This is a genomic window from Nitrosomonas ureae (assembly GCF_900108305.1).
Classification (GTDB): Bacteria; Pseudomonadota; Gammaproteobacteria; order Burkholderiales; family Nitrosomonadaceae; genus Nitrosomonas; species Nitrosomonas ureae_B.
In genome coordinates, this window is record NZ_FNUX01000008.1 from 37,592 (window position 1) to 56,628 (window position 19,037).

The window sequence follows — 19,037 nt, forward strand, 5'->3', positions numbered from 1 at the left end:
AGTTACTCAAGGTATAGTAGCTTTTATCATTCAAAGAGCATTTTAAGAATCATCATAGATTTCTTGCTTGAATCATTTGCTGTTACTTTATCGACAGAAATCTATACAGTCCTCGTGCTCACAACAGACACGGTCATCGCCAATTAGCTTGATAGATCAACTGTTATATGTCACTGAATTTTTTTTATGAAGAAGCAACGATGCTACGAATATTGCCAGTACTTCAGCCGTAGTTGTTGAAGCCCTTTTAGTCATTAATTTCATTGTAGTTTTCCTTTGAAAATTAAGTTCTCATCGGTTTAATTTTTCCTGATGAATGACATCAAATGGTGCGAGATATTTTCCCACAAGGCAGGACTATACGTGGGAATATTAACCACGTCAAGAGTTATAATAATTATGTTGATCGGTAGTTCAGAATGAACATGATTAAATTCAGTTTGCTGAGGGTTTATTGCCGAGATGATTTGCATCTCTGTATTTAAAGTAATAGATTCAGGTGATATTTTAGTAATTTGATTATATTAATAATCCTGGAAACTTCTTATCAGTGTATTTAGCAGCATGTCTGACTAGGAAGGTTACCCAAATTAAAAGGTAATCCAATTGATGAAGTCGGTACAAGATTATCCAAAAACAGTGGAGCAGATTTATCGCAATGAATTTAGACGTGTACTTGCTACGCTGATACGCTTTCTGGGAGATATCGATCAAGCAGAAGAAGCGCTCCATGATGCATTCAAGATTGCACTGGAGCAATGGCCGCAACAGGGTATACCAGACAACCCTCGCGCTTGGCTAGTGTCTGTAGGGCGCTTTAAAGCCATCGATAAATTCCGGCGTAACGCGCGTTTCGATAGCATTGATGAAATACCCGCACATCTCGCTACTTTAATTTCTCCGGCTGACGACAATTTGGATGAGAGTCTGGAAGATGATCAATTACGCTTGATTTTTACCTGCTGCCATCCGAGCTTATCGCCAGAAGCCCAGATTGCCCTGACCTTACGAGAAATCTGCGGACTTAGTACTGAGGAAATCGCTCATGCTTTTCTGATAGCACCCAAAACAGTCGCGCAGCGAATTGTGCGCGCCAAAGCAAAAATCCGTGATGCGCGGATTCCTTATGAGGTTCCGGAGCTGGAACATTTGTCAGATCGTCTGGACTCAGTTCTAAAAGTTATCTATTTGGTATTTAACGAGAGTTATTCAACGTCCTCCGGTATTGAACTGATGCGGCATGATCTCTCAGCTGAAGCAATACGTCTTGGCAGGTTGCTGCTGGAATTAATGCCGTCAGAGCCGGAAATTCCCGGGCTTCTGGCCCTCATGCTTCTGCAAGATTCGCGTCGGGCAGCCCGAATTAATGCGCAAGGTGATCTAATTTTACTTGATGAACAAGACCGTTCGCTCTGGAATCGCGATCAGGTCAATGAAGGTGTGATTCTGGTGAAACACGCGCTTGGTTTGTCGGGATTTGGCGCCTATACATTGCAGGCCGCCATTGCCGCCGTGCATGCCGAAGCACCCAGTGCTGGAGAAACCGATTGGCGTGAAATCGTAGGACTGTATAACGTACTCAAGCAGATTTATCCATCACCTATTGTCGAATTAAATCGTGCGGTCGCAGTGGCAATGCGCGATGGGCCGGCAATGGGGTTAGAGCTGATCGAAGCGCTCATTTCTCAGGGCCAATTGGTGGATTATCATTTCATGTATGCTGCCAAGGCTGATTTTCATCGCAAATTAGGGCAGCGTAATGAAGCAATTGAAGCCTATCAACACGCCTTGCAACTTACCCAACAAGAACCTGAACGGCGGTTTCTGCAAAAAAGATTGACTGAACTACAAAATCAATAAACTTATTGTCGATTTTGCTCACTGTCAATCGACTATTGAGTGCAGTCATTTTCTCAATTCAGTATAAGGAAGGAATTTACAATGAAATATCTTTGTTTGATTTGTGCCGAAAAAGTCATGGAGCAAATGTCAAAGACCGATGCCGATAAGCATTATGAAGAATACCGCGAATTTACCACTGACATTCGCAAGAGCGGGCATTTTGTCGATTGCAACCGTTTATTACCGCCATCAGAGGCCATTACCATCAGGGTACGCAAAGGTAAGATTTCAAGCACAGATGGACCTTTTGTTGAAACCAAAGAACAGATCGGCGGTTATTACGTGATTGAAGCGCGTGATCTGAATGAAGCCATTCAGGTGGCAGCTAAAATACCCGGAGCCGCATTGGGATGTGTGGAAATCCGGCCGATTGCCAATGATTTACAAACGCTGGATGTACTCGGCCTGGGGTAAAGTTAATCTGGAAAGATCTTTTTAAATGGAGAAACCCATGAAATATTTGTGCTTAGTTTATGGTGTGGAGAGTTTGCTTGATGCTATACCAGACAATGATTGTCTTGACTACGATGAACGGATTCGTAAATCAGGTCATTGCTTGGCATCGGAGGCCCTGCAGCCGGTACACACAGCCACTACGATCAGAGTGCGCGAGGGCAAAATCAGCATTACTGATGGACCGTTTGCCGAAACCAAAGAACAGCTGGCCGGTTTTTATTTGATTGAAGCACGGCATTTGGATGAAGCCATTCAGCTGGCTGCCCAAATTCCACCTGCGCAGGTCGGTAGTATTGAAGTCAGACCGATACACCAATTCGAAAAACGGTAACGTTGGAAAAAATCGGAAATTGAAACATTTCGCTTGCGAAAATTAATAAGCTGAAAAAAATTTTTCCAGCTTGTCGATTTCTTCACGCTTCATTCGACTAAATGATGAAATCAAGTTATTTACAACTTGATTGATCGCATGACTTAACCTAAGGAGAAATCAATTGCGTTACATGATCATAGTCAAAGCAAATCAGGATTCGGAAGCAGGTGTTATGCCTGAAGAGCAGCTCATTGCAGAGATGGCAAAATTTCATGAAGAGCTTGCGGCAGCAGGCGTGTTGCTGGATGCATCTGGCTTGCAAGCCAGCTCAAAAGGCTGGCGCATCCAATACAACGGAAATAAGCGTATGTTGATCGATGGTCCATTTATCGAAACCAAAGAGCTTATCGCCGGTTATACCTTGATTCAGGTTGCATCAAAGACTGAGGCTGTTGAATGGAGTAAGCGTTTTCCTAATCCTGCGGGTGAAGGAAAGAATTGTGAAATAGAAGTGCGGCAACTATTTGAGCTGGACGATTTTGAACCCAGTGAATCTGTCGAGCGGTTTCGTGAGTTGGAGCGCAGTAAGAATGATTAATGCGCAATGAATTGATGATTGATTCGTGATTTAAGCTGCATTAGTTGAGTGTGCAGAGCGGAGGTTCGTTAGGTTTTATTTTAGTAAACATCTTACAGGGGAAATTTATGGGAAAGTATGTTGATGGCTATGTGATTCCAATTGCTCAGGATAAACTGGAGGAATATAAAAAAATGGCTGAATTGGCTGGCTCGGTCTGGAAAGAGCACGGTGCTCTGGAATATATCGAGTGTGCGGGAGATGACCTCGATCAGAAAGAGTTAGTGTCGTTCAAGAAATTGGCTGATGCCGGTGGAAATGAAACGGTCATTTTTGCATGGATCGTGTTCGAATCAAAAGAGCACCGTGACCGGGTTAATCAGGCGGTTATGGCTGACCCGCGTTTGGCCTGTTCGATGAATCCTGATTCCCATCCTTTCGATTGCAAACGGATGGCCTATGGTGGTTTCAAGACAATTGTCAGTTTCTAGTTGGTTTTATTAATCCAGATTTATTGACGATTTTTTATTGAGGAGAAGACGATGCGGTATTTACAATTTACTCTATTTGTTGTGTTTTCTTTGTTAATGACAATGGGTGTTGCGGATGACAAAAAGAATGATAAACCCATGAGTCATGAAGAGATGATGGAAGTTTATACTAAGTTGGCCACACCTGGAGAACCACACAAATTGTTTGCAAGCCTTACGGGTAGTTGGATAACCAAGACAAAAGAATGGATGGATCCCCAGAAACCGGCTGTAGAATCCGCTGGATCTGCGGATATCAAGCTACTGTTAGGCGGCCGCTTTCTTCAGCAGGAAATCACGAGCAGCATGCATGGAAAGCCGTATTCGGGCATCTGGACCATTGCATACGATAATCTGCTCAAACAGTATGTTTCGACATGGATCGATAACATGAGTACGCAAATTTTCATGATGAACGGTACGGCAAGTGCAGATGGCAAGACCATTACCTTGACAGGGCAGCATGCTGAAGTAGGTGGAGGATACATGGCACATCGCGCCATTTGGAAAATTGTGGATGGCAATGCACAAGAATTTACCATGTATGGAACTCATCATGGCGGTGATGAAATGAAAATGCTTGAGGTTATTTATACTAGGAAATAAGGGCTTGTCTGGTACGGTACTTTTGGAAGCATTCGTTTATGATGTTCTGGATTTATAAGTGAATTTGGAGATTGTTAGGGAAGTAATTCATCTTATACCTCAAAGCTATGTAGAAGTCTTTGGGGTCTTGCTTGGAGTATCTGGAATTAGTGGGTTATATCGATTCTTTATGCTGGTTAACATGTATGCAGCGATTACGTCATCCAATGTATTAAAAAAGACGTTTTCCCCAAATAATTCCAGTATCTTTTGATGCTTATCTTCGCTGAAACCGTCTTGCATTTGGGAAACGATCAAACGAATTTTTTTCTTTCTCAACAAATCGGAAAGAGATTTCAAAGTTTCTGCCGCAGTATAATCTATATCGGAAATTGCGGAAGCATCGATACAAAACCAGCGTAATGGTGGATTCTGAGCCTGTATGAGAGCTTCTATTTCTCTGGATAGCTGTGATGCGTTAGCGTAATAAATACTGTGCGTGAAACGGTAAATCATTAATCCTGGAACAGCTTGGATTTTACTGGTCACTGGGTGAGTAACCCAGTGACCGCTTTTAGTATACTCCAGTACTATATTTTTTGGTCGATAGCCATGTCTGGTGTGCTCGATGAGCGAAAGCGCCATTGCCAGCAGAACACCTTGTTCGATTCCGACAAATACTACCATTAGCATTGTAATTATCGCTATCCAGAACTCTGATGGTTGTTGTTGCAGGATATCCATCATTTTACGGAATTTGATCAAATCAATACCAGTCAGAAAAACAATGACTGCCAAGACAGACTCAGGCATATAAGCCAGTGGCTCAGTTAGAAAGAGCAAAACCAATATAACAACACCTGCCGCTACTAGATGCGTTAGCTGAGTACGACCGCCTGCGCTATCCACAATCTGGGTTTTCGTGGGGCTGCCGGCGACCGCGAGCGTTCCGGATAGACCGGCGCCAATATTTGCTAGCGCCAAGCCATTCAGATCCGCGTTCTGATCGAGCGGTTGATTGTGACGTGCAGCATAAACACGTGAAGTTGCGGCACTTTGGGCGAGAATAACAAGAAACATAGAAAAAGCGATGGGCAAGAGCTTATGAATAAGGTCCCAACTCCAATTAACTTGTGGCAATGAGAAATGAGGAAGGCCACTTGGAATAGAACCGACAAGATGCATGTAAGCGCCAAAGTTGAAAAGCCAGCTTGCGGTTATAGCGCCGATGACTGCGATTAAGGCATCGGGAATACGTTCCGAGATTTTCTTTGCACCTAAAATAACCAGGAGTACGGCAAGCGCAATACCTAGTGCGTTGTAATTGATCTGATCGATTTGTTGTATATCAAGCCAGATTTTTTGTAGTGTTCCATGACCTCCTCCCTGGAGACCCAAGATGCTTGAAATCTGTCCCAATGCCACTTGTATACCTACACCAGTCAGAAAACCAATAAGTACCGAGCGTGACAAGAAATCAGCCAAGAAAGCTAAACCGATAATTCGCGCCAGAATCATAAAGGTTGCGGCCATGAGGGCGAGAATTCCGGCAAGTGCCAAATATTCGTCAGTTCCGGTACTTGCAATGCCAATGAGACCGGCCGCAAGAATGGCCGCCGTCGCCGAGTCCGCACCAACTACCAAGAGGCGGGATCCTCCCGCCAGTGCAAACAACAGTACGGGTAGAAGCATCGTGTAGAGTTCGGTGATAACTGGAGTACCGGCAATTTTTGAATACCCTATATTTACTGGTATTGCTAAAGCAGCAAGCGTAAATCCAGCAACGACTTCAGTTGGAATTTGAGAAATTCTTATTGGCAGTAGGCCTTGACCAATCTTAAAGAAGGACGATTTGGCAGTTTTCTTTTTCACGAGTGCTATAAAACTATGACAAAACTATTAATAAGGAGCTCCACTATAAACGGTGGAATTCCTTATTTTAATATAACGATCGGGATTCCTGCGCAATTCTCCGATTGTAAGTAACAGTAAGCGGAGTAACAAGCGATACCGATAAGTTTGGGAACGCCGGAGTAAGTCACTTTGATTTTTTCAGGCCTAACTGGATCAATCCACGTTAGTCCGCCTTAGTTGACGGTAATAGGCATCTTGAATTCTGCGGTGGAATATTTCCAGTCAATTCCGATAGCTTGCGATTATTCGACTAATATTATCTGCATAAACTTCAATTGTGAAGTTTATCTATATGGTTATTAAATAAAATATATTATGTAGACCGATCGGTATACTTTTTCTGATAAATGTACTACAATGCCAAGAAGTCAATCAGATATTTTTGACGAATAGATGGAGAGTTGGCTTCTATCATCCGCACTTATTATGGAGATTTAACTATGACTAATTCAACGACCAGCATTATTGTGAACGGACTTGACTTCAATCGTATACGAACAGTTCTTGATTCAATCAAAGTAGACGGTCAAGGTGACATCGCTAATCCGAAATTTCAGGCAACGGTAGTATGGGATAGTGGTTATCACAGCACGGCCCGTGTCACCGATGGTCAAACGGTGATTTCCGACGAGCCCAAGCGTTATGGCGGAGAAGAAGTGGGTGTTACTCCGGAAGATTTATTGCTGGCTGCTATTGGTTCTTGTCTTGTCAATACTTATATTGCCGCATTATCTGCTGCTCCCATCAATGTGGAATTCTTGCGGATAAATGTTTCAGGTCGCGTTAATTTTCGTACTGCCTTTGGCTTGGAGACTGGCGCACCCGGCTACGATGCGATCAAGGTCGTAGTTGATATACAGACTGATGCACCAACAGAAAAAGTTACCAAACTTATGGAAAAAGCGTTCCCGGCTGCGCCCATTCCTGACACGATCATGCGGCCAGTGCCGGTCAACGTTGAGATCGTCCATCATTCTGAAGCTAAAGCAGCATATTCATCCTGAACGTATCATGCAAGCATCAGGCCTGATGGTAGGTTCTCGCGGCAAAGTATATATTGCTGTGCGTGCTGATGGCGAGATGTACGATTTCGTACATTATTTATTACATACCAAATAATATTGATTATGGAAAATGATGATATACATGATGTGATAGTGGTCGGTGCGGGGCCGGCGGGATTGTCGGCCGCGTATGAATTGACTAGAGCAGGCTTAAATCCATTGGTGCTGGAACGTACACCAGCGGTTGGAGATGTCTGGCGCAATCATTATGATGGTGTACGCCTGAATTCCGGCCGCTATTTTTCAGCATTACCGGGCAGCAAATTTCCTCTTTCGGCTGGTTCCTGGCCTTCGCGTGAAGAAGTGGTACGACTTTTAGAGACTTTTCCCTCCCGTGGAGGTTTTACAGTTCAAACCAACATTGATATTGCACGGGTTAATTATGATCGTGAGCGAGATCTCTGGGTTATTATCAGCTGCGATGGTAAATATTTTGAATCTCGTAGTATCGTCATGGCAATTGGTGGTTGTCGTATTCCGATAATTCCTGAATGGGAAGGAATGGAATCCTTTCCAGGTGAAATCACTCATTCTTCAAAATTTAAGAGTGCCAAAGATTTTTCCGGCAAGCATGTATTGGTAATAGGTACTGGAAACTCCGCCGCCGAAATTGCCAGCAGGTTAACCGAATACGCTAGCTCAGTTACTGTATCAGGCAGAACGCCACCCTATATTCTGCCTAAAAATATTTTCGGCATTCCGTTGATCGGGATCGGTGTGTGGACAAGGGGGTGGCCTAGCGCTGTGGTAGATCGTATATTGATTTTTCTGCAACGAACGATGATCGGAGACCTGAGCGCTTACGGTCTTCCCTATCCGAGTAGGCCACTTTCCAAACAATTCGATATCAATAATGTCGTGCCGATTCTTTATCGTCCTTTTGTTGATGACGTTCGTGCAGGCCGGATCAAAATAGTGGGGCCGATTCAGAAAATTACCGGACGAACTGTACATGTTCTGCATGCTATGGCAACTTCTCCAGATAGCAGCCATGCACTAATTACACTGGAACCCGATGTCATTATCGCCGGAACAGGATTCCGAACTGGTATTTCCAAATTGGTTCAGGCTCCGGGTATCACTGATGAGAAAGATCGACCGCTTATCTCGGGTGATCAGGAATACAAAGATGCTCCTCGTCTTTATTTTATCGGGCAAATCAATCCGTTAAGTGGTTTGCTGCGGGAGATACGTCTTGAAGCCGAGAGAATTGCAAAAAAAATTCAAAAACAATTGAGAGAAGACGATAATGAAAATTTTTAACCAGATTTCTCTACCACCTTGAGAAAGAGATACGTACTCGAGTTTAGCCATGTTATATCCTGAAATGCAGCAGCACTTAAAAAGTAATTCACGGAAAGAGGCTAATAAAAGAAAATTATTAAGCACTGCTTGTCGGCTATTTTGCAAAGAAGGTATCCATGCCACCGGAATAGCCAGAATTATTGAGGAATCGGGAGTGGCTCGCCGCACCCTTTATCTGCATTTCGGTTCGAAGGAGAATCTGCTCAAAGCTGTCTTCGAGGCTGAAGCGAACATTTGGTTTTGCTGGTTTGATCAGGATCTTCCAGCCATGCAATGTTCTCCGGTCGAGCGTATCCTGGCTTTGTTCGATTTGATGCAGAACTGGTTCGCCAGCCAGGATTTTTACGGCTGTGTGTTCATCAATGCAGTTGCCGAACATGATAAAGGCAACAGCTGGATACAAGAGATTGCCAATCGACACAGGGAAAGAATTAACGCTAAGTTGCAAGCAATGGTTATGGAAAGCGGCGCAAAGGATCCCGAATTGGTAACGGAGAAACTGAGTCTTCTGATTGACGGTACTATCGTAACCGCCATGGTAACCGGTAAAGGTGAAGTCGCCCATATTGGACGATTGGCTGCCGAAGATATTCTGCGCAGCACTATAGACACTTCGCATCAGGAAACAAAGATCGATATCAATTCACTTTAAGAAAGGAAATCACTTTGAGCTGGTTACTAAATTTTGACAAGATGTTGCCGGGGATTCTACGAGTATTGTTGAGAGGCGCCGGACAGGTTGTTTTTTGTGGTAATGCCGCTACCGGGCTGTGCGTACTGATGGCACTCTATGTTGGTGGAATAATTACAGGATTGGCTGCAACTATCGGTTTAATCAGCAGTACCGTAACTGCCTACGCGCTAAAATTCTGTAAAGAAGATATTGAAGCGGGGTTGTACGGTTTCAATGGTGTATTGGCCGGAAGCTTGTCTATCAATATTTCTCGAACATACGCCCCAGTTTTGGCTCTACATCGTACTTGCATCCATGCTATCGGGCGTCCTATGGATCGCTCTGACAAGGGCGTTGAGGATGTTTAACATTCCTGCGGCAACATCGCCATTTGTTCTAATCAGCTGGATATTTCTGATGATGATCTACGTATTCGATAGCCGTACGCTTGGCTCGACGTTACCAATAGTAAATATGCAGATGATTGTAATAGATATCGGTGCCATACCTCTGGAAAAATGGCTTGCCGCCTTGATGAGAAGCATCGGTCAGATTGTGTTTGCTGATAACATACTTGCCGGTGGCTTACTTCTGGTTGGTATCGCCATTGCTACTTTACGTGGTGCATTCATGGCCATTAGCGGTGCTTTTATCGGGGTTATCATACCAATGCTGGCTGGTGTTAATCAAGGCGATATCGAGGCTGGGCTGTATGGATTCAATCCGGTTCTGACTATGATTGCAGTGGGCTGGGTTTTTCTTGAATCTAGCGGCAAAACTACCTTACTGGCTATTCTAGCTGGTATTCTGGCTGTACTGTTCCAGCTGGGATTGACGAATCTGCTGTCACCACTGGGTCTTCCGGTTTTGGCTTCCCCTTTTATTCTCACCTTATGGACAATTTTGTTTATTGTGAATAAATTCAGATACTGGTTTCCATCAGAGAAAATGGCAGAAATTAACTAATTCTAAATTTGCATTGGATTTTGCCAATATGAATATCCTCGTGGGAAAGTCACGAGGATATTATGCATTGATTATTTGTTTTAAGGAAATCTGCCTTAATAGGCTTTGCCTTCTACCATCAATGGAATCATTTCGGAAATCTCATAACGGGTAAGAGCTCGAATTTTATTTTCTATTTGAATATAACGCACCGTTTTTACACCGGAAAGGGCTGTAGCAATTTTGGGAATATAAGATTGTTTTAATTGAATTTCTGCTAATTCGACTTTAATTGATTCATCAAGTAATTGTCTGGCTTTCTCGTTCGTTACGGTATTAGCGTTGTAGACTATGGCGTATTCATTAATTAACTTAGCCAATCGGTTATCTATTTCCTGTAAATCTTTTTGGTAAGCATCATAAATTAGCCAAAAATTCTTTGTTTCACCATCTGTTAAATTCATATTTTCTGCAACTAATAATTTTTTATCAGCAGCAATTTTTGCTTGCAGGATTCTCATATTTTCATCTGTACTATCTGTATCTTGTGCAAATGCAATTGATGCCGCAGTCAATGCTATTAGTGCGAAAACTAAAATTGAGAAATTAAGATTTATTTTATCCATGGTATTTTTTATTAAAGAAATTATTTTCATTATTGATTACCTTGGCAAATTCCATCATGGCCAGCAGATAGAAATCCAGTCTGCAATAAGGCCGGATATAAGATTGTAGTCGATTTTCATTTTACCAAAGCACGAAATATTGCTTGCCAAACCGGGAGGCTTCATATAAGTAAAAATACATCAGCTCAATATTTGTAAACTAATCTGTAAGCATACAAAACCAAAAGGACAAGAAACGTTCTACAAACGTTTCTTGTCCCGAAATAGCTCCCCACATATGCCGTTAGACCATCATCTTGAACCATGAGGTCCAAGGCGGTTGCTTCACGGATACATCAGGCACATCCATTAATGGCGCGCACAACAGTATCACTAAAATCCACAACCATTTTCTAAAAATGGTTCAAAGAATATAAGTCTTAACGAACACCGCAGGGATTAACCCCATAATTTTCTTTCTAATCTTCCATTGTTATTGCTTCATCAACTTTCTCTTTTAAGGTAATAATTCTACGCTTAAATTCATCTATGTCAAAACTTGTGATGTTTCTTAATATTAACAATTCATGTGTAATTTTTAGCGCCGCAATAATCGCTATGTGATCGAAATCAATAATTTTTCCTTCTGTTTTGATATCTTGTATCTTATTATCCAGATAAGCAGCAGCGAGTTGAAGTTCTTCACATTCTTTGTCAGTGCATGCGATACTGAATTCATGGCCGATAATATTTACATTGAATGTGGAATTATTCATTTTCAGGAATATTCAATAAAAGCACTTCAAGTTGGTTAGCAGCCACATGTATTTTCTCATTTAATTTCTCACATTGATGATGAGAATTCGTCAATTCTTTCTGTAATTTCTTATTTTCTACGCGGGTATCTTGATACATACGTAAAAGTAAAGAAAGTTTTTCTTCTAAAGATTTCAGTTCTGTTTCCATAGGGCGCAAATTTTTGAATTATTAAAAGGTTATTGGGTAACCAAATCTAAAATTCTGTTATCGTGCCCTAGTTTTCGATCAAAACAGCAATCGATAATTATTTTTATTTTTTTATGAGTATAAATTTTTGTACTACATATAATTAATTTGCGGTGAGTGCCATTGCAAAAAATTGAGGTTCACTCTGACCGCTAATATACTAATAATACTTTTTTCCTGGTTATGATATTATTTGTCTATCAAAATCTTATATTAATATCTTAAGATTTGTGCCGAGAGAGATTTTATAACAACATATTTTTAATGTTTATTTTATAAAATAATCAACAGACTTTGTAGCGATTACGGATACTAAAGTACTTATCTTTAGTATTATTGTGAAAATTTTTCTTATACAAATAATCGTAAGGCGCTGGGACTGCCCGCGTTAATATGATTCTTTTTCATTAAAATTTGTATTTCCAGCAGTTGCTGTTTACTTTTTTGCAATCCACTATCACTTAACGGGACTCGATTATCATCAACTACAATTCCGCCAAGGGTATTGGAGAAAATCTTGGCCAAATGCGTCATTTGATCAAATACTCTTTCTCCATGGGCAACTCTTGGCACATCCAACAGGAAAGTTACGCCATGCGTAGTTAATGATTTAATGTTTTCAGGTAGGAATGGAGATGATTCATAATTATTCAATGTAAACAGAACATTATTGCTGTCGTCGCGATATTTGAATAAACCATCTGTTTCGAGTCTGAATCCGGAAGCTTCCGCCAGTGCCCGAATCTTAGTGCCAACAAATGCACCGTCGTCTTTGCTAATGATATTAATGCCTATCATGACATCGACTTCAGCACAAAATTTATCGAGCATAACGGCTTTTTCATGCGCACTCACAATATCAGGGCATTCTGCAGAAGCGTTTACCTGTGATGCAAAATCTAGAACTAAATCCCTGAATTTGGACAAATTGACCTCGCTGATAGGGCCAGCTCTGTCGGCAAGCTGTAAGCAGCCTTTCAAATGACAGTAACCGTCACTATCCACGTTGGATTCATTGGAGATCTCTTCCCATGGCTCATTTTTATCCTGTTGCCCCAGCCAATAAACCGGTTTTCCAAAGTCAAACTTTCTTTGTAATAGCTTGGCAATGTGAGTATTGGTAATAACTGAGCCTGATCGAATATTGACGATGTAATTAGTATTACTATCATAATCAAGCAGCGGTGAGGTTGTAGCAGAATTAACAGGGATGCCTGTTTGGGGAATATTGATTGTTGGATGTGCAGGTGGTGTAACTGATGTTTTTTTTGATTCAACCGGCGGCAAATCAGCTTGATCATCAGCTTGAGTCAAAGTATCAAGCGCTACATCTGATATTTTTTTATTAAACTTCGGTTCAATGCGTTGAAAAGGTTCGTCAGAATGATGTGCGTCCAAAAGGATATCATCATGTTTATGATCAAATGCCGCCTGTACTTCCCGACGATAACGCAGTTGCTGCAGCCAGTTGAAAACGGCAACGGCAACGATAATTATGATACCGATAATGATCAAACTTACCTGCAAGTCACTCATGCTAAGAATCTCCATATTACCTCCTTGCTATTTCTTAAAGTTGCTGTTGAGCACAGCAGATTATGTCAGTTTTATACGATTTACTACAATCACTGGATTGCGACCTGCTTATCGCGTTTTCCCATAGTAATGGCATCAGCGAGATCGACGGTTACTATTCTTGATACACCTTGTTCTTGCATTGTAACCCCAATTAATCGCTGCGCCATCTCCATGGTTATCTTGTTATGGCTGATAAATAAAAATTGGGTGTGTTGGGTCATGTTTTTCACTATTTCGCAAAATCGCTTGGTATTGTTGTCATCAAGGGGAGCGTCGACTTCATCCAATAAGCAGAATGGAGCTGGATTTAATCGGAATAATGAGAAAATTAATGCTAATGCCGTGAGCGCCTTTTCTCCACCGGATAATAAATGTATAGAGCTGTTCTTTTTTCCTGGCGGTTGCGCCATCAACAATAAGCCTGAGTCGAGAATTTTATTGTCACAAAATTCAAGCCGGGCTCTTCCACCCGTAAAAATAACCGGGAAAATTTCATCTAGATATTTGTTTATTAGATAGAAAGTTTCGTTCAGGCGATTTTGGGTTTCGCGATCAATCTGTTGAATGGCATTATCTAAGGTAGCAATGGCCGCGCCGATATCATGTAACTGTATCAGTAAATTGGATTCTCGTGCGCGTGCAATTTCAAGTTCCTCTAATGCCCCGAGATTGACGGAGCCGAGTCCTGCAATTTTTGTATTGATCTGATCGATTTCAGATTGTAATGCTGTCGTATTTTTTTTATTAAGGAGTGGTAACAGCAATTCCACTTCAATGTCTGCATCATTGATTAGCGCGTCAAATTGGCTCATTGCAATTGCGGCCGCTTGTTCCTTGAGTTGGAATTTACTTATGGTTTCTCGCAATGAGTAAGATTTTTGTTCTGAGGTCATGCGGATATTTTCTATTTCCTGTAATTTTTTTGTGTTGTTACTGGCTTCCTGGCGAACCTGTAATGCAGCTTGTTCCACTAATTTACGTTGCGATTGAACATCTTGTAACAGAGTATTGATTCGATTTGCATCTAAATTTTCTTTTTCTTCGACCAAGTTAGTATGATTTTCCGCGAGCTTCTGAAGATCTGCCTCAATGGTCTGGATATGAGTTTCAATCTCAATGATTTTGTTCTGGCAAGTTTTTACATGAAAAGCAGCTTCTTGTACTTCTTGTGTGGATTGCAATATTTTCTGGCGTAAATTTATAAGCGCATGATTGGTTGCCTCCCAAGTAGATTGAGCTTGTTTTTCATTATTTCTGAGTGTTTCGATTTGTACCAGATTATTTTCAAATCTTGTTTTTGCAGATTTCTGCAGTGAAATCTCATGATCCAGCGCTCGCCTGATCTCAGTCAATTCGAAATTAATTTGCTCATTGCGATGTGTCGTGCGTTCGTTAGCCTGGGTAAGTTTAACGGCTTCAAGTTGTTGTTTGTGCCATTGTTCCTGCAATTGCTTGTTATTCTCGTTAACTGATTGAAGAGTATTTGCCAGTTCCATATACTGGTGTTCTGCTTGTGATAATAAAATGCGTTGCTTCTGCAGAGACGATTCGTGCTGGTCAATTTCTGTTTGTATTTGTATAAGCTCTTGCTGTCTAGACAATACACCGTGCAAATCCGAATCAGGCGCATAAAAGGTAAAGCTATTATGAGTAATGATATGTCCTTGCCGAGTTACAATCATTTCATCCGGTTTTAAAGCTGTGCGCTTAATAAGGCCTTCTTTCGTGTCTTCCGTGACATAAACCGGACATAGCCAGTTTTCCAGGACATGCCTGATTTCAGGTTGGTCAACCGTGAGAAAATCAAGCAATTTCTCACAGTCTACTGGGTTATGAGTTGCTGACTGTGATACCGCATCTGCATCCGATAAATTGGATTGGCTCTTATCAAAAATTGTCCATTTTAAATTTGGTGCGTCATCCATCCAGTTTAAAACATGATCCAGTTGCTCGGATTCAATACTGTTGAGCCGTTCGCGTAATACAGCTTCCAGAGCGTTTTCCCATTCTGGCGAGATATATATTTTCTGCCATAAACGGGGCAACAGATCCAATTTATGCTTACTGAGCCATGTATTGAGATCCTGATGATTATTAAGTTTTTTCTGCAGGTCGTTCAGTGCGGAAAAGCGGGCAATAGACTGAGATAATGCATGTTGCCGCGCTTGAATATTGCCGGTAATTTGTTGTTTGTTTTTGTTTGCATCAGGCAGGTTATTTTCTAAACTTTGACACTTCAGCGTTCCATCTTTTAAAGCGTGTTCGATGTGTGCAATTTCTGACTGTAGTTCCATCAGCCTGGAGGGCTGAACCGAGATTAACTCATTTTGTTCATTGGATAAACGCGCAAATCGAGTTTCTAGCTGTTGAATATTTTTTTTTGCGTGTGAAAGATGATTTTCTTCAAGTTGATTGGTTTTCTCAAGAATTAAAAGGTTGTCTCGATATGCGTTTAGTTTTTTCTGGTGATTGAAGAACTCAGTTTCAATAGCAGGAAGTTTATTGTTTCTCTCGTTATAAACAAGGATGCTGCATTTGTGAGATGACTCAGCATCCGCTTTTTCTTGTCGCCAGTGCTGAAGATTTTCTAACTTCGTTTCTTTTAATTGCTGGTTTTTTTGGAGCTGAGCATCAGTTTGCTGAATTTGCTGTGTTAAGCGATCTTGTGTGTTTCTCAAATAGATGATTTCCTGTTGCAGGCGTCCTATTTCAGCATCAGCAGAATATAATTGCCCTTGTATTTGAAGCAATTGTTCATTGACAGCCTGTTCTTTCTTGCGAACAGTTTCGTAATCTTTCTCTGCAGTGTGTTGAGCCGAAAGGGTGATGCCCAATTCCGCTTCAAGCTTCTGAGTTTCTTTTTTTGCAGCATCGCGTTGATGCATGGCGTCTGCTCTGCGTTGTAACCACAGCAGAGATTGGGATTTATGCGCCGCATCTTGCAGCAATTGGTACTGTATGGCAGTATCCGCTTGTGTTTCCAAACGTTGCAACTGAGTTTCTAACTCCTGATGAATATCTTCTAAGCGTATTAGATTTTTTCGGGTTTCGGTCAGACGCAACGAAGTATCGTGTCTTCTTTCCCGATACTGAGAGATTCCGGCAGCTTCTTCCAGAAAATTTTTTAATTCCAGTGGCTTTGCTTCAATGATCCGTGAGATCATGCCTTGTTCGATGATGGCGTAGCCATGACTGCCGACACCGGTGCCCAAGAAAAGATCAGAAATATCACGTCGTCGAACTTGAAGGTTGTTAATGAAATAACTTGAAGCACCATTCCGCTGGAGAACGCGTTTAATTGCAATTTCGGTATAACTGGACCATTGGCCGGTAATTTTGTTTAAGTGATTATCAAACACAATTTCTACACTGGCACGCCCAATTGCTTTCCGGTTCTCCGATCCTGAGAATATAACATCTTGCATCGAATCTCCCCTTAGGGCTGAAGCTTTTGATTCTCCCAAAACCCACCGTACCGCATCAATGACGTTTGATTTTCCACAGCCATTCGGGCCGACAATACCCACGAGATCATGGGAAACCGGGACGGTAGTGGGTTCTGCAAAAGACTTGAAACCAGCTAGCTTGATATAGGTGAGGCGCAATTTTTTGTTTATGAGATAAGGCAGTTATAATAGATAAAGCGCATCAGGCAATGAATATTTATTGTAACCGAATTAATTTATATATGAGTATGAAGAATGGCTAGTAAACCTGAGAAAAACCTTGAAACATTTCCAAATCCATTTATTAATCGGGATTATCATATTCACATGGAGATTCCTGAATTTACTTGTTTGTGTCCCAAAACAGGGCAACCAGATTTTGCGACTCTAATTTTGGATTATATTCCAGATAAAAAATGCATTGAACTTAAAAGCTTAAAATTGTATATCTGGTCATACCGGAATGATGGCGTCTTTCATGAAGCGGTGACAAACATAATTCTTGATGACCTCATCGCAGCTTTGAAGCCGAGATATATTCGATTGATAGCGCGTTTTTATGTGCGTGGCGGCATTTTTACAAACATTATCGTGGATCATCACAAAAAAGGATGGAAATCTAAGTCCATGATTACAATGGAGGAGTTATCTGGGCAATTAAATTTTCGAGAATGATTATTAATTATTGATATAAGGATATTTATTTAACCTTATGATCTATAATGATATATATATTTTTGAGATGTATCGATATGAAAAAAACAGTTTGCAAAGAGTCAATTTTTATATATCCTGTCAGACGATATAGATATATAAAAGCATATATAGATGATTATAAAAAGAAATATAATTTTTGCTATATTATTCTTACTAATTTCCACCGCGTGTTCTTTTTTATCGTTTAATGCATTTGCAGATCGATTATTGCGCGACAAAGCTCAGCATAGTTCAAATTTGTGGGAACGTATTCGTGGCGGGTTTGCATTGGCACTTCCGCCCTCTCCGAATAATAAAGCAATCCGCAAGATCACACTCAATTATATACAGAATCCCCATGCATTTAACAGCATTGTTGCAAACGGTGAACGTTATTTGTTTTATATAATGGAGGAAGTTGAGCGCCGCGGAATGCCGATGGAAATAGCGTTGCTGCCGATAATAGAAAGCGCTTATGATCCTTTGATAAAATCAAATAGCCAAACAGCGGGACTGTGGCAATTTATTCCGGAAACAGGGCGAATCCTGGGTCTGGAACAGAATGTTTGGCATGACGACCGGCGCGACATCGTGGCATCAACTCAAGCGGCTCTTGATTATCTTCAATATCTTTATCAAAGATTCGATAATTGGAAGCTGGCATTAGCGGCTTATAATCTGGGCGAAGGCGCTGTAGGTAAAATTCTGGCAAAGCACATACACAAGGGAAGGGCCGTTAATTTTTATGATGTAAATTTACCGGTTGAGGTAAAGCATTATGTTTACAAGATACTGGCCATAAAGGATGTCGTTGCCAATGCCAGAAAATATGGCATACAGCTGCGTTCGGTGCCTAATCGGCCGTATTTTGATACTGTAAAGATTCATGAACACATCGATATTCCTCTCGTTACACGCCTTGCTAATATCTCCGAAGTTGAATTCACAGCGTTAAACCCGGCTTATAATCGTTACGTTATAAAAGTCAATAATGAACCTCGTACTTTATTGATACCTAAAGAAAAGAAAGAAATATTTGTTAGGAATCTGGAAACGTATCATGATCCTCGAATTTCGTGGCAATTTTATCGGGTCAAGAAAGGAGAAAAAATTAGTGAGATTGCTACTCGGCATGAGACTACTGTAAAACAGTTACAAATAATCAATGGAATTGCTCGAAACAAAAATCTTACACTGGGGCAAAAAATATTGGTGCCTCAAATTGTGGCAGAAAATCAAATAACTAGATCGTCTTGGAGGAAGCAGGCACAACATAATCAATCTGTTGCTTATGTTGTGAAAAAAGGTGATACCCTGTACGAAATTGCAAAGCGTTATCGCACAACAGTAGATCAAATTAAACACTGGAATAATAGCGATGAAAATTTGTCCATAGGTCAGAAACTGGTCATGCTAAGAGGCTAGTATTGGCTAGTATTGGCT

The 19,037-nt window shown here is 41.2% G+C and carries 19 protein-coding genes and 1 other RNA gene; 13 read left to right on the forward strand and 7 right to left on the reverse strand.

The features are described from left to right. Window positions 1-609 precede the first annotated feature (609 nt). From C4S39_RS06385 to C4S39_RS06410, 6 genes are all read left to right on the forward strand, one after another. On the forward strand, window positions 610-1,860 hold the full coding sequence (locus tag C4S39_RS06385) for an RNA polymerase sigma factor (RefSeq protein ID WP_103966207.1): 1,251 nt from the start codon (window positions 610-612) through the stop codon (window positions 1,858-1,860). 81 nt (window positions 1,861-1,941) lie between these two features. Beyond that, window positions 1,942-2,316, forward strand: a complete 375-nt coding sequence (locus C4S39_RS06390) for a YciI family protein (protein WP_103966208.1) — start codon at window positions 1,942-1,944, stop codon at window positions 2,314-2,316. A gap of 37 nt (window positions 2,317-2,353) precedes the next feature. Then, window positions 2,354-2,689 carry a YciI family protein gene (locus tag C4S39_RS06395; RefSeq protein ID WP_103966209.1) on the forward strand — a complete coding sequence of 112 codons (336 nt, stop codon included), beginning with the start codon at window positions 2,354-2,356 and terminating at the stop codon, window positions 2,687-2,689. A 163-nt stretch (window positions 2,690-2,852) separates the two neighbouring features. Then, entirely contained in the window at window positions 2,853-3,269 is a 417-nt protein-coding gene (locus tag C4S39_RS06400) for a YciI family protein (RefSeq protein ID WP_103966210.1), read from the forward strand. A gap of 107 nt (window positions 3,270-3,376) precedes the next feature. Next, window positions 3,377-3,739 carry a DUF1428 domain-containing protein gene (locus C4S39_RS06405; RefSeq protein WP_103966211.1) on the forward strand — a complete coding sequence of 121 codons (363 nt, stop codon included), beginning with the start codon at window positions 3,377-3,379 and terminating at the stop codon, window positions 3,737-3,739. A gap of 51 nt (window positions 3,740-3,790) precedes the next feature. Then, the gene (locus tag C4S39_RS06410) at window positions 3,791-4,384 is read left to right on the forward strand and encodes a DUF1579 domain-containing protein (RefSeq protein ID WP_103966212.1); all 594 of its coding nucleotides are present in this window, start codon (window positions 3,791-3,793) and stop codon (window positions 4,382-4,384) included. Between the two features lie 105 nt (window positions 4,385-4,489). On the opposite strand, the gene C4S39_RS06415 is transcribed toward C4S39_RS06410, so the two are convergent. Beyond that, the gene (locus C4S39_RS06415; RefSeq protein WP_103966213.1) at window positions 4,490-6,235 is read right to left on the reverse strand and encodes a SulP family inorganic anion transporter; all 1,746 of its coding nucleotides are present in this window, start codon (window positions 6,233-6,235) and stop codon (window positions 4,490-4,492) included. Between the two features lie 482 nt (window positions 6,236-6,717). Here C4S39_RS06415 and C4S39_RS06420 point away from each other — a divergent pair, with 482 nt between their 5' ends. From C4S39_RS06420 to C4S39_RS06435, 5 genes are all read left to right on the forward strand, one after another. Then, window positions 6,718-7,281: an OsmC family protein gene (locus C4S39_RS06420; protein ID WP_103966214.1), complete on the forward strand. Its 564-nt coding sequence runs from the start codon at window positions 6,718-6,720 to the stop codon at window positions 7,279-7,281. Window positions 7,282-7,404: 123 nt separating this feature from the next. Further along, a complete protein-coding gene (locus tag C4S39_RS06425; RefSeq protein ID WP_103966215.1) occupies window positions 7,405-8,604 on the forward strand; it encodes a flavin-containing monooxygenase in 1,200 nt (399 codons plus the stop codon). A 49-nt stretch (window positions 8,605-8,653) separates the two neighbouring features. Then, window positions 8,654-9,298 carry a TetR/AcrR family transcriptional regulator gene (locus C4S39_RS06430; protein WP_258039315.1) on the forward strand — a complete coding sequence of 215 codons (645 nt, stop codon included), beginning with the start codon at window positions 8,654-8,656 and terminating at the stop codon, window positions 9,296-9,298. A 14-nt stretch (window positions 9,299-9,312) separates the two neighbouring features. Then, window positions 9,313-9,687 (forward strand): urea transporter, encoded by a 375-nt coding sequence (locus tag C4S39_RS15735; protein WP_258039316.1) that lies wholly within the window; start codon window positions 9,313-9,315, stop codon window positions 9,685-9,687. Beyond that, entirely contained in the window at window positions 9,635-10,285 is a 651-nt protein-coding gene (locus C4S39_RS06435) for an urea transporter (RefSeq protein WP_258039317.1), read from the forward strand. The genes C4S39_RS15735 and C4S39_RS06435 overlap by 53 nt, the downstream gene beginning before the upstream one ends. Before the next feature lie 95 nt (window positions 10,286-10,380). Here the strand turns inward: C4S39_RS06435 and C4S39_RS06440 are convergent, their stop codons facing one another. From C4S39_RS06440 to smc, 6 genes are all read right to left on the reverse strand, one after another. Next, on the reverse strand, window positions 10,381-10,920 hold the full coding sequence (locus C4S39_RS06440; RefSeq protein ID WP_103966216.1) for a hypothetical protein: 540 nt from the start codon (window positions 10,918-10,920) through the stop codon (window positions 10,381-10,383). A gap of 234 nt (window positions 10,921-11,154) precedes the next feature. Continuing rightward, a non-coding RNA gene (ssrS, locus tag C4S39_RS06445) (6S RNA) lies at window positions 11,155-11,331 on the reverse strand. Between the two features lie 17 nt (window positions 11,332-11,348). Further along, window positions 11,349-11,645: a cell division protein ZapA gene (locus tag C4S39_RS06450; RefSeq protein WP_103966217.1), complete on the reverse strand. Its 297-nt coding sequence runs from the start codon at window positions 11,643-11,645 to the stop codon at window positions 11,349-11,351. Beyond that, the gene (locus C4S39_RS06455) at window positions 11,638-11,835 is read right to left on the reverse strand and encodes a hypothetical protein (RefSeq protein ID WP_103966218.1); all 198 of its coding nucleotides are present in this window, start codon (window positions 11,833-11,835) and stop codon (window positions 11,638-11,640) included. Before C4S39_RS06455 ends, C4S39_RS06450 begins: the two co-directional genes overlap by 8 nt. Window positions 11,836-12,225: 390 nt before the next feature. Then, a complete protein-coding gene (locus tag C4S39_RS06460; RefSeq protein ID WP_103966219.1) occupies window positions 12,226-13,425 on the reverse strand; it encodes a cell division protein ZipA C-terminal FtsZ-binding domain-containing protein in 1,200 nt (399 codons plus the stop codon). A 74-nt stretch (window positions 13,426-13,499) separates the two neighbouring features. Continuing rightward, the gene (gene smc / locus C4S39_RS06465) at window positions 13,500-17,057 is read right to left on the reverse strand and encodes a chromosome segregation protein SMC (RefSeq protein WP_103966220.1); all 3,558 of its coding nucleotides are present in this window, start codon (window positions 17,055-17,057) and stop codon (window positions 13,500-13,502) included. A gap of 96 nt (window positions 17,058-17,153) precedes the next feature. Here smc and queF point away from each other — a divergent pair, with 96 nt between their 5' ends. Both queF and C4S39_RS06475 read left to right on the forward strand, forming a co-directional pair. Next, entirely contained in the window at window positions 17,154-17,573 is a 420-nt protein-coding gene (queF, locus tag C4S39_RS06470) for a preQ(1) synthase (protein WP_103966221.1), read from the forward strand. 249 nt (window positions 17,574-17,822) lie between these two features. Continuing rightward, the gene (locus C4S39_RS06475; protein ID WP_258039318.1) at window positions 17,823-19,019 is read left to right on the forward strand and encodes a LysM peptidoglycan-binding domain-containing protein; all 1,197 of its coding nucleotides are present in this window, start codon (window positions 17,823-17,825) and stop codon (window positions 19,017-19,019) included. Window positions 19,020-19,037: the final 18 nt, after the last annotated feature.

Bases quoted from the DNA above. Each gene is read 5' to 3' on its own strand.
- C4S39_RS06390 (WP_103966208.1), top strand. From the start codon at position 1,942: ATGAAATATCTTTGTTTGATTTGTGCCGAAAAAGTCATGGAGCAAATG.
- C4S39_RS06425 (WP_103966215.1), top strand. From the start codon at position 7,405: ATGGAAAATGATGATATACATGATGTGATAGTGGTCGGTGCGGGGCCG.
- C4S39_RS06450 (WP_103966217.1), bottom strand. From the start codon at position 11,645: ATGAATAATTCCACATTCAATGTAAATATTATCGGCCATGAATTCAGT.
- C4S39_RS06405 (WP_103966211.1), top strand. From the start codon at position 3,377: ATGGGAAAGTATGTTGATGGCTATGTGATTCCAATTGCTCAGGATAAA.
- C4S39_RS06440 (WP_103966216.1), bottom strand. From the start codon at position 10,920: ATGAAAATAATTTCTTTAATAAAAAATACCATGGATAAAATAAATCTT.
- C4S39_RS06385 (WP_103966207.1), top strand. From the start codon at position 610: ATGAAGTCGGTACAAGATTATCCAAAAACAGTGGAGCAGATTTATCGC.
- C4S39_RS06395 (WP_103966209.1), top strand. From the start codon at position 2,354: ATGAAATATTTGTGCTTAGTTTATGGTGTGGAGAGTTTGCTTGATGCT.
- C4S39_RS06455 (WP_103966218.1), bottom strand. From the start codon at position 11,835: ATGGAAACAGAACTGAAATCTTTAGAAGAAAAACTTTCTTTACTTTTA.
- queF (WP_103966221.1), top strand. From the start codon at position 17,154: ATGGCTAGTAAACCTGAGAAAAACCTTGAAACATTTCCAAATCCATTT.
- C4S39_RS06430 (WP_258039315.1), top strand. From the start codon at position 8,654: ATGTTATATCCTGAAATGCAGCAGCACTTAAAAAGTAATTCACGGAAA.
- C4S39_RS06420 (WP_103966214.1), top strand. From the start codon at position 6,718: ATGACTAATTCAACGACCAGCATTATTGTGAACGGACTTGACTTCAAT.
- C4S39_RS06460 (WP_103966219.1), bottom strand. From the start codon at position 13,425: ATGGAGATTCTTAGCATGAGTGACTTGCAGGTAAGTTTGATCATTATC.
- C4S39_RS06410 (WP_103966212.1), top strand. From the start codon at position 3,791: ATGCGGTATTTACAATTTACTCTATTTGTTGTGTTTTCTTTGTTAATG.
- C4S39_RS06435 (WP_258039317.1), top strand. From the start codon at position 9,635: ATGCTATCGGGCGTCCTATGGATCGCTCTGACAAGGGCGTTGAGGATG.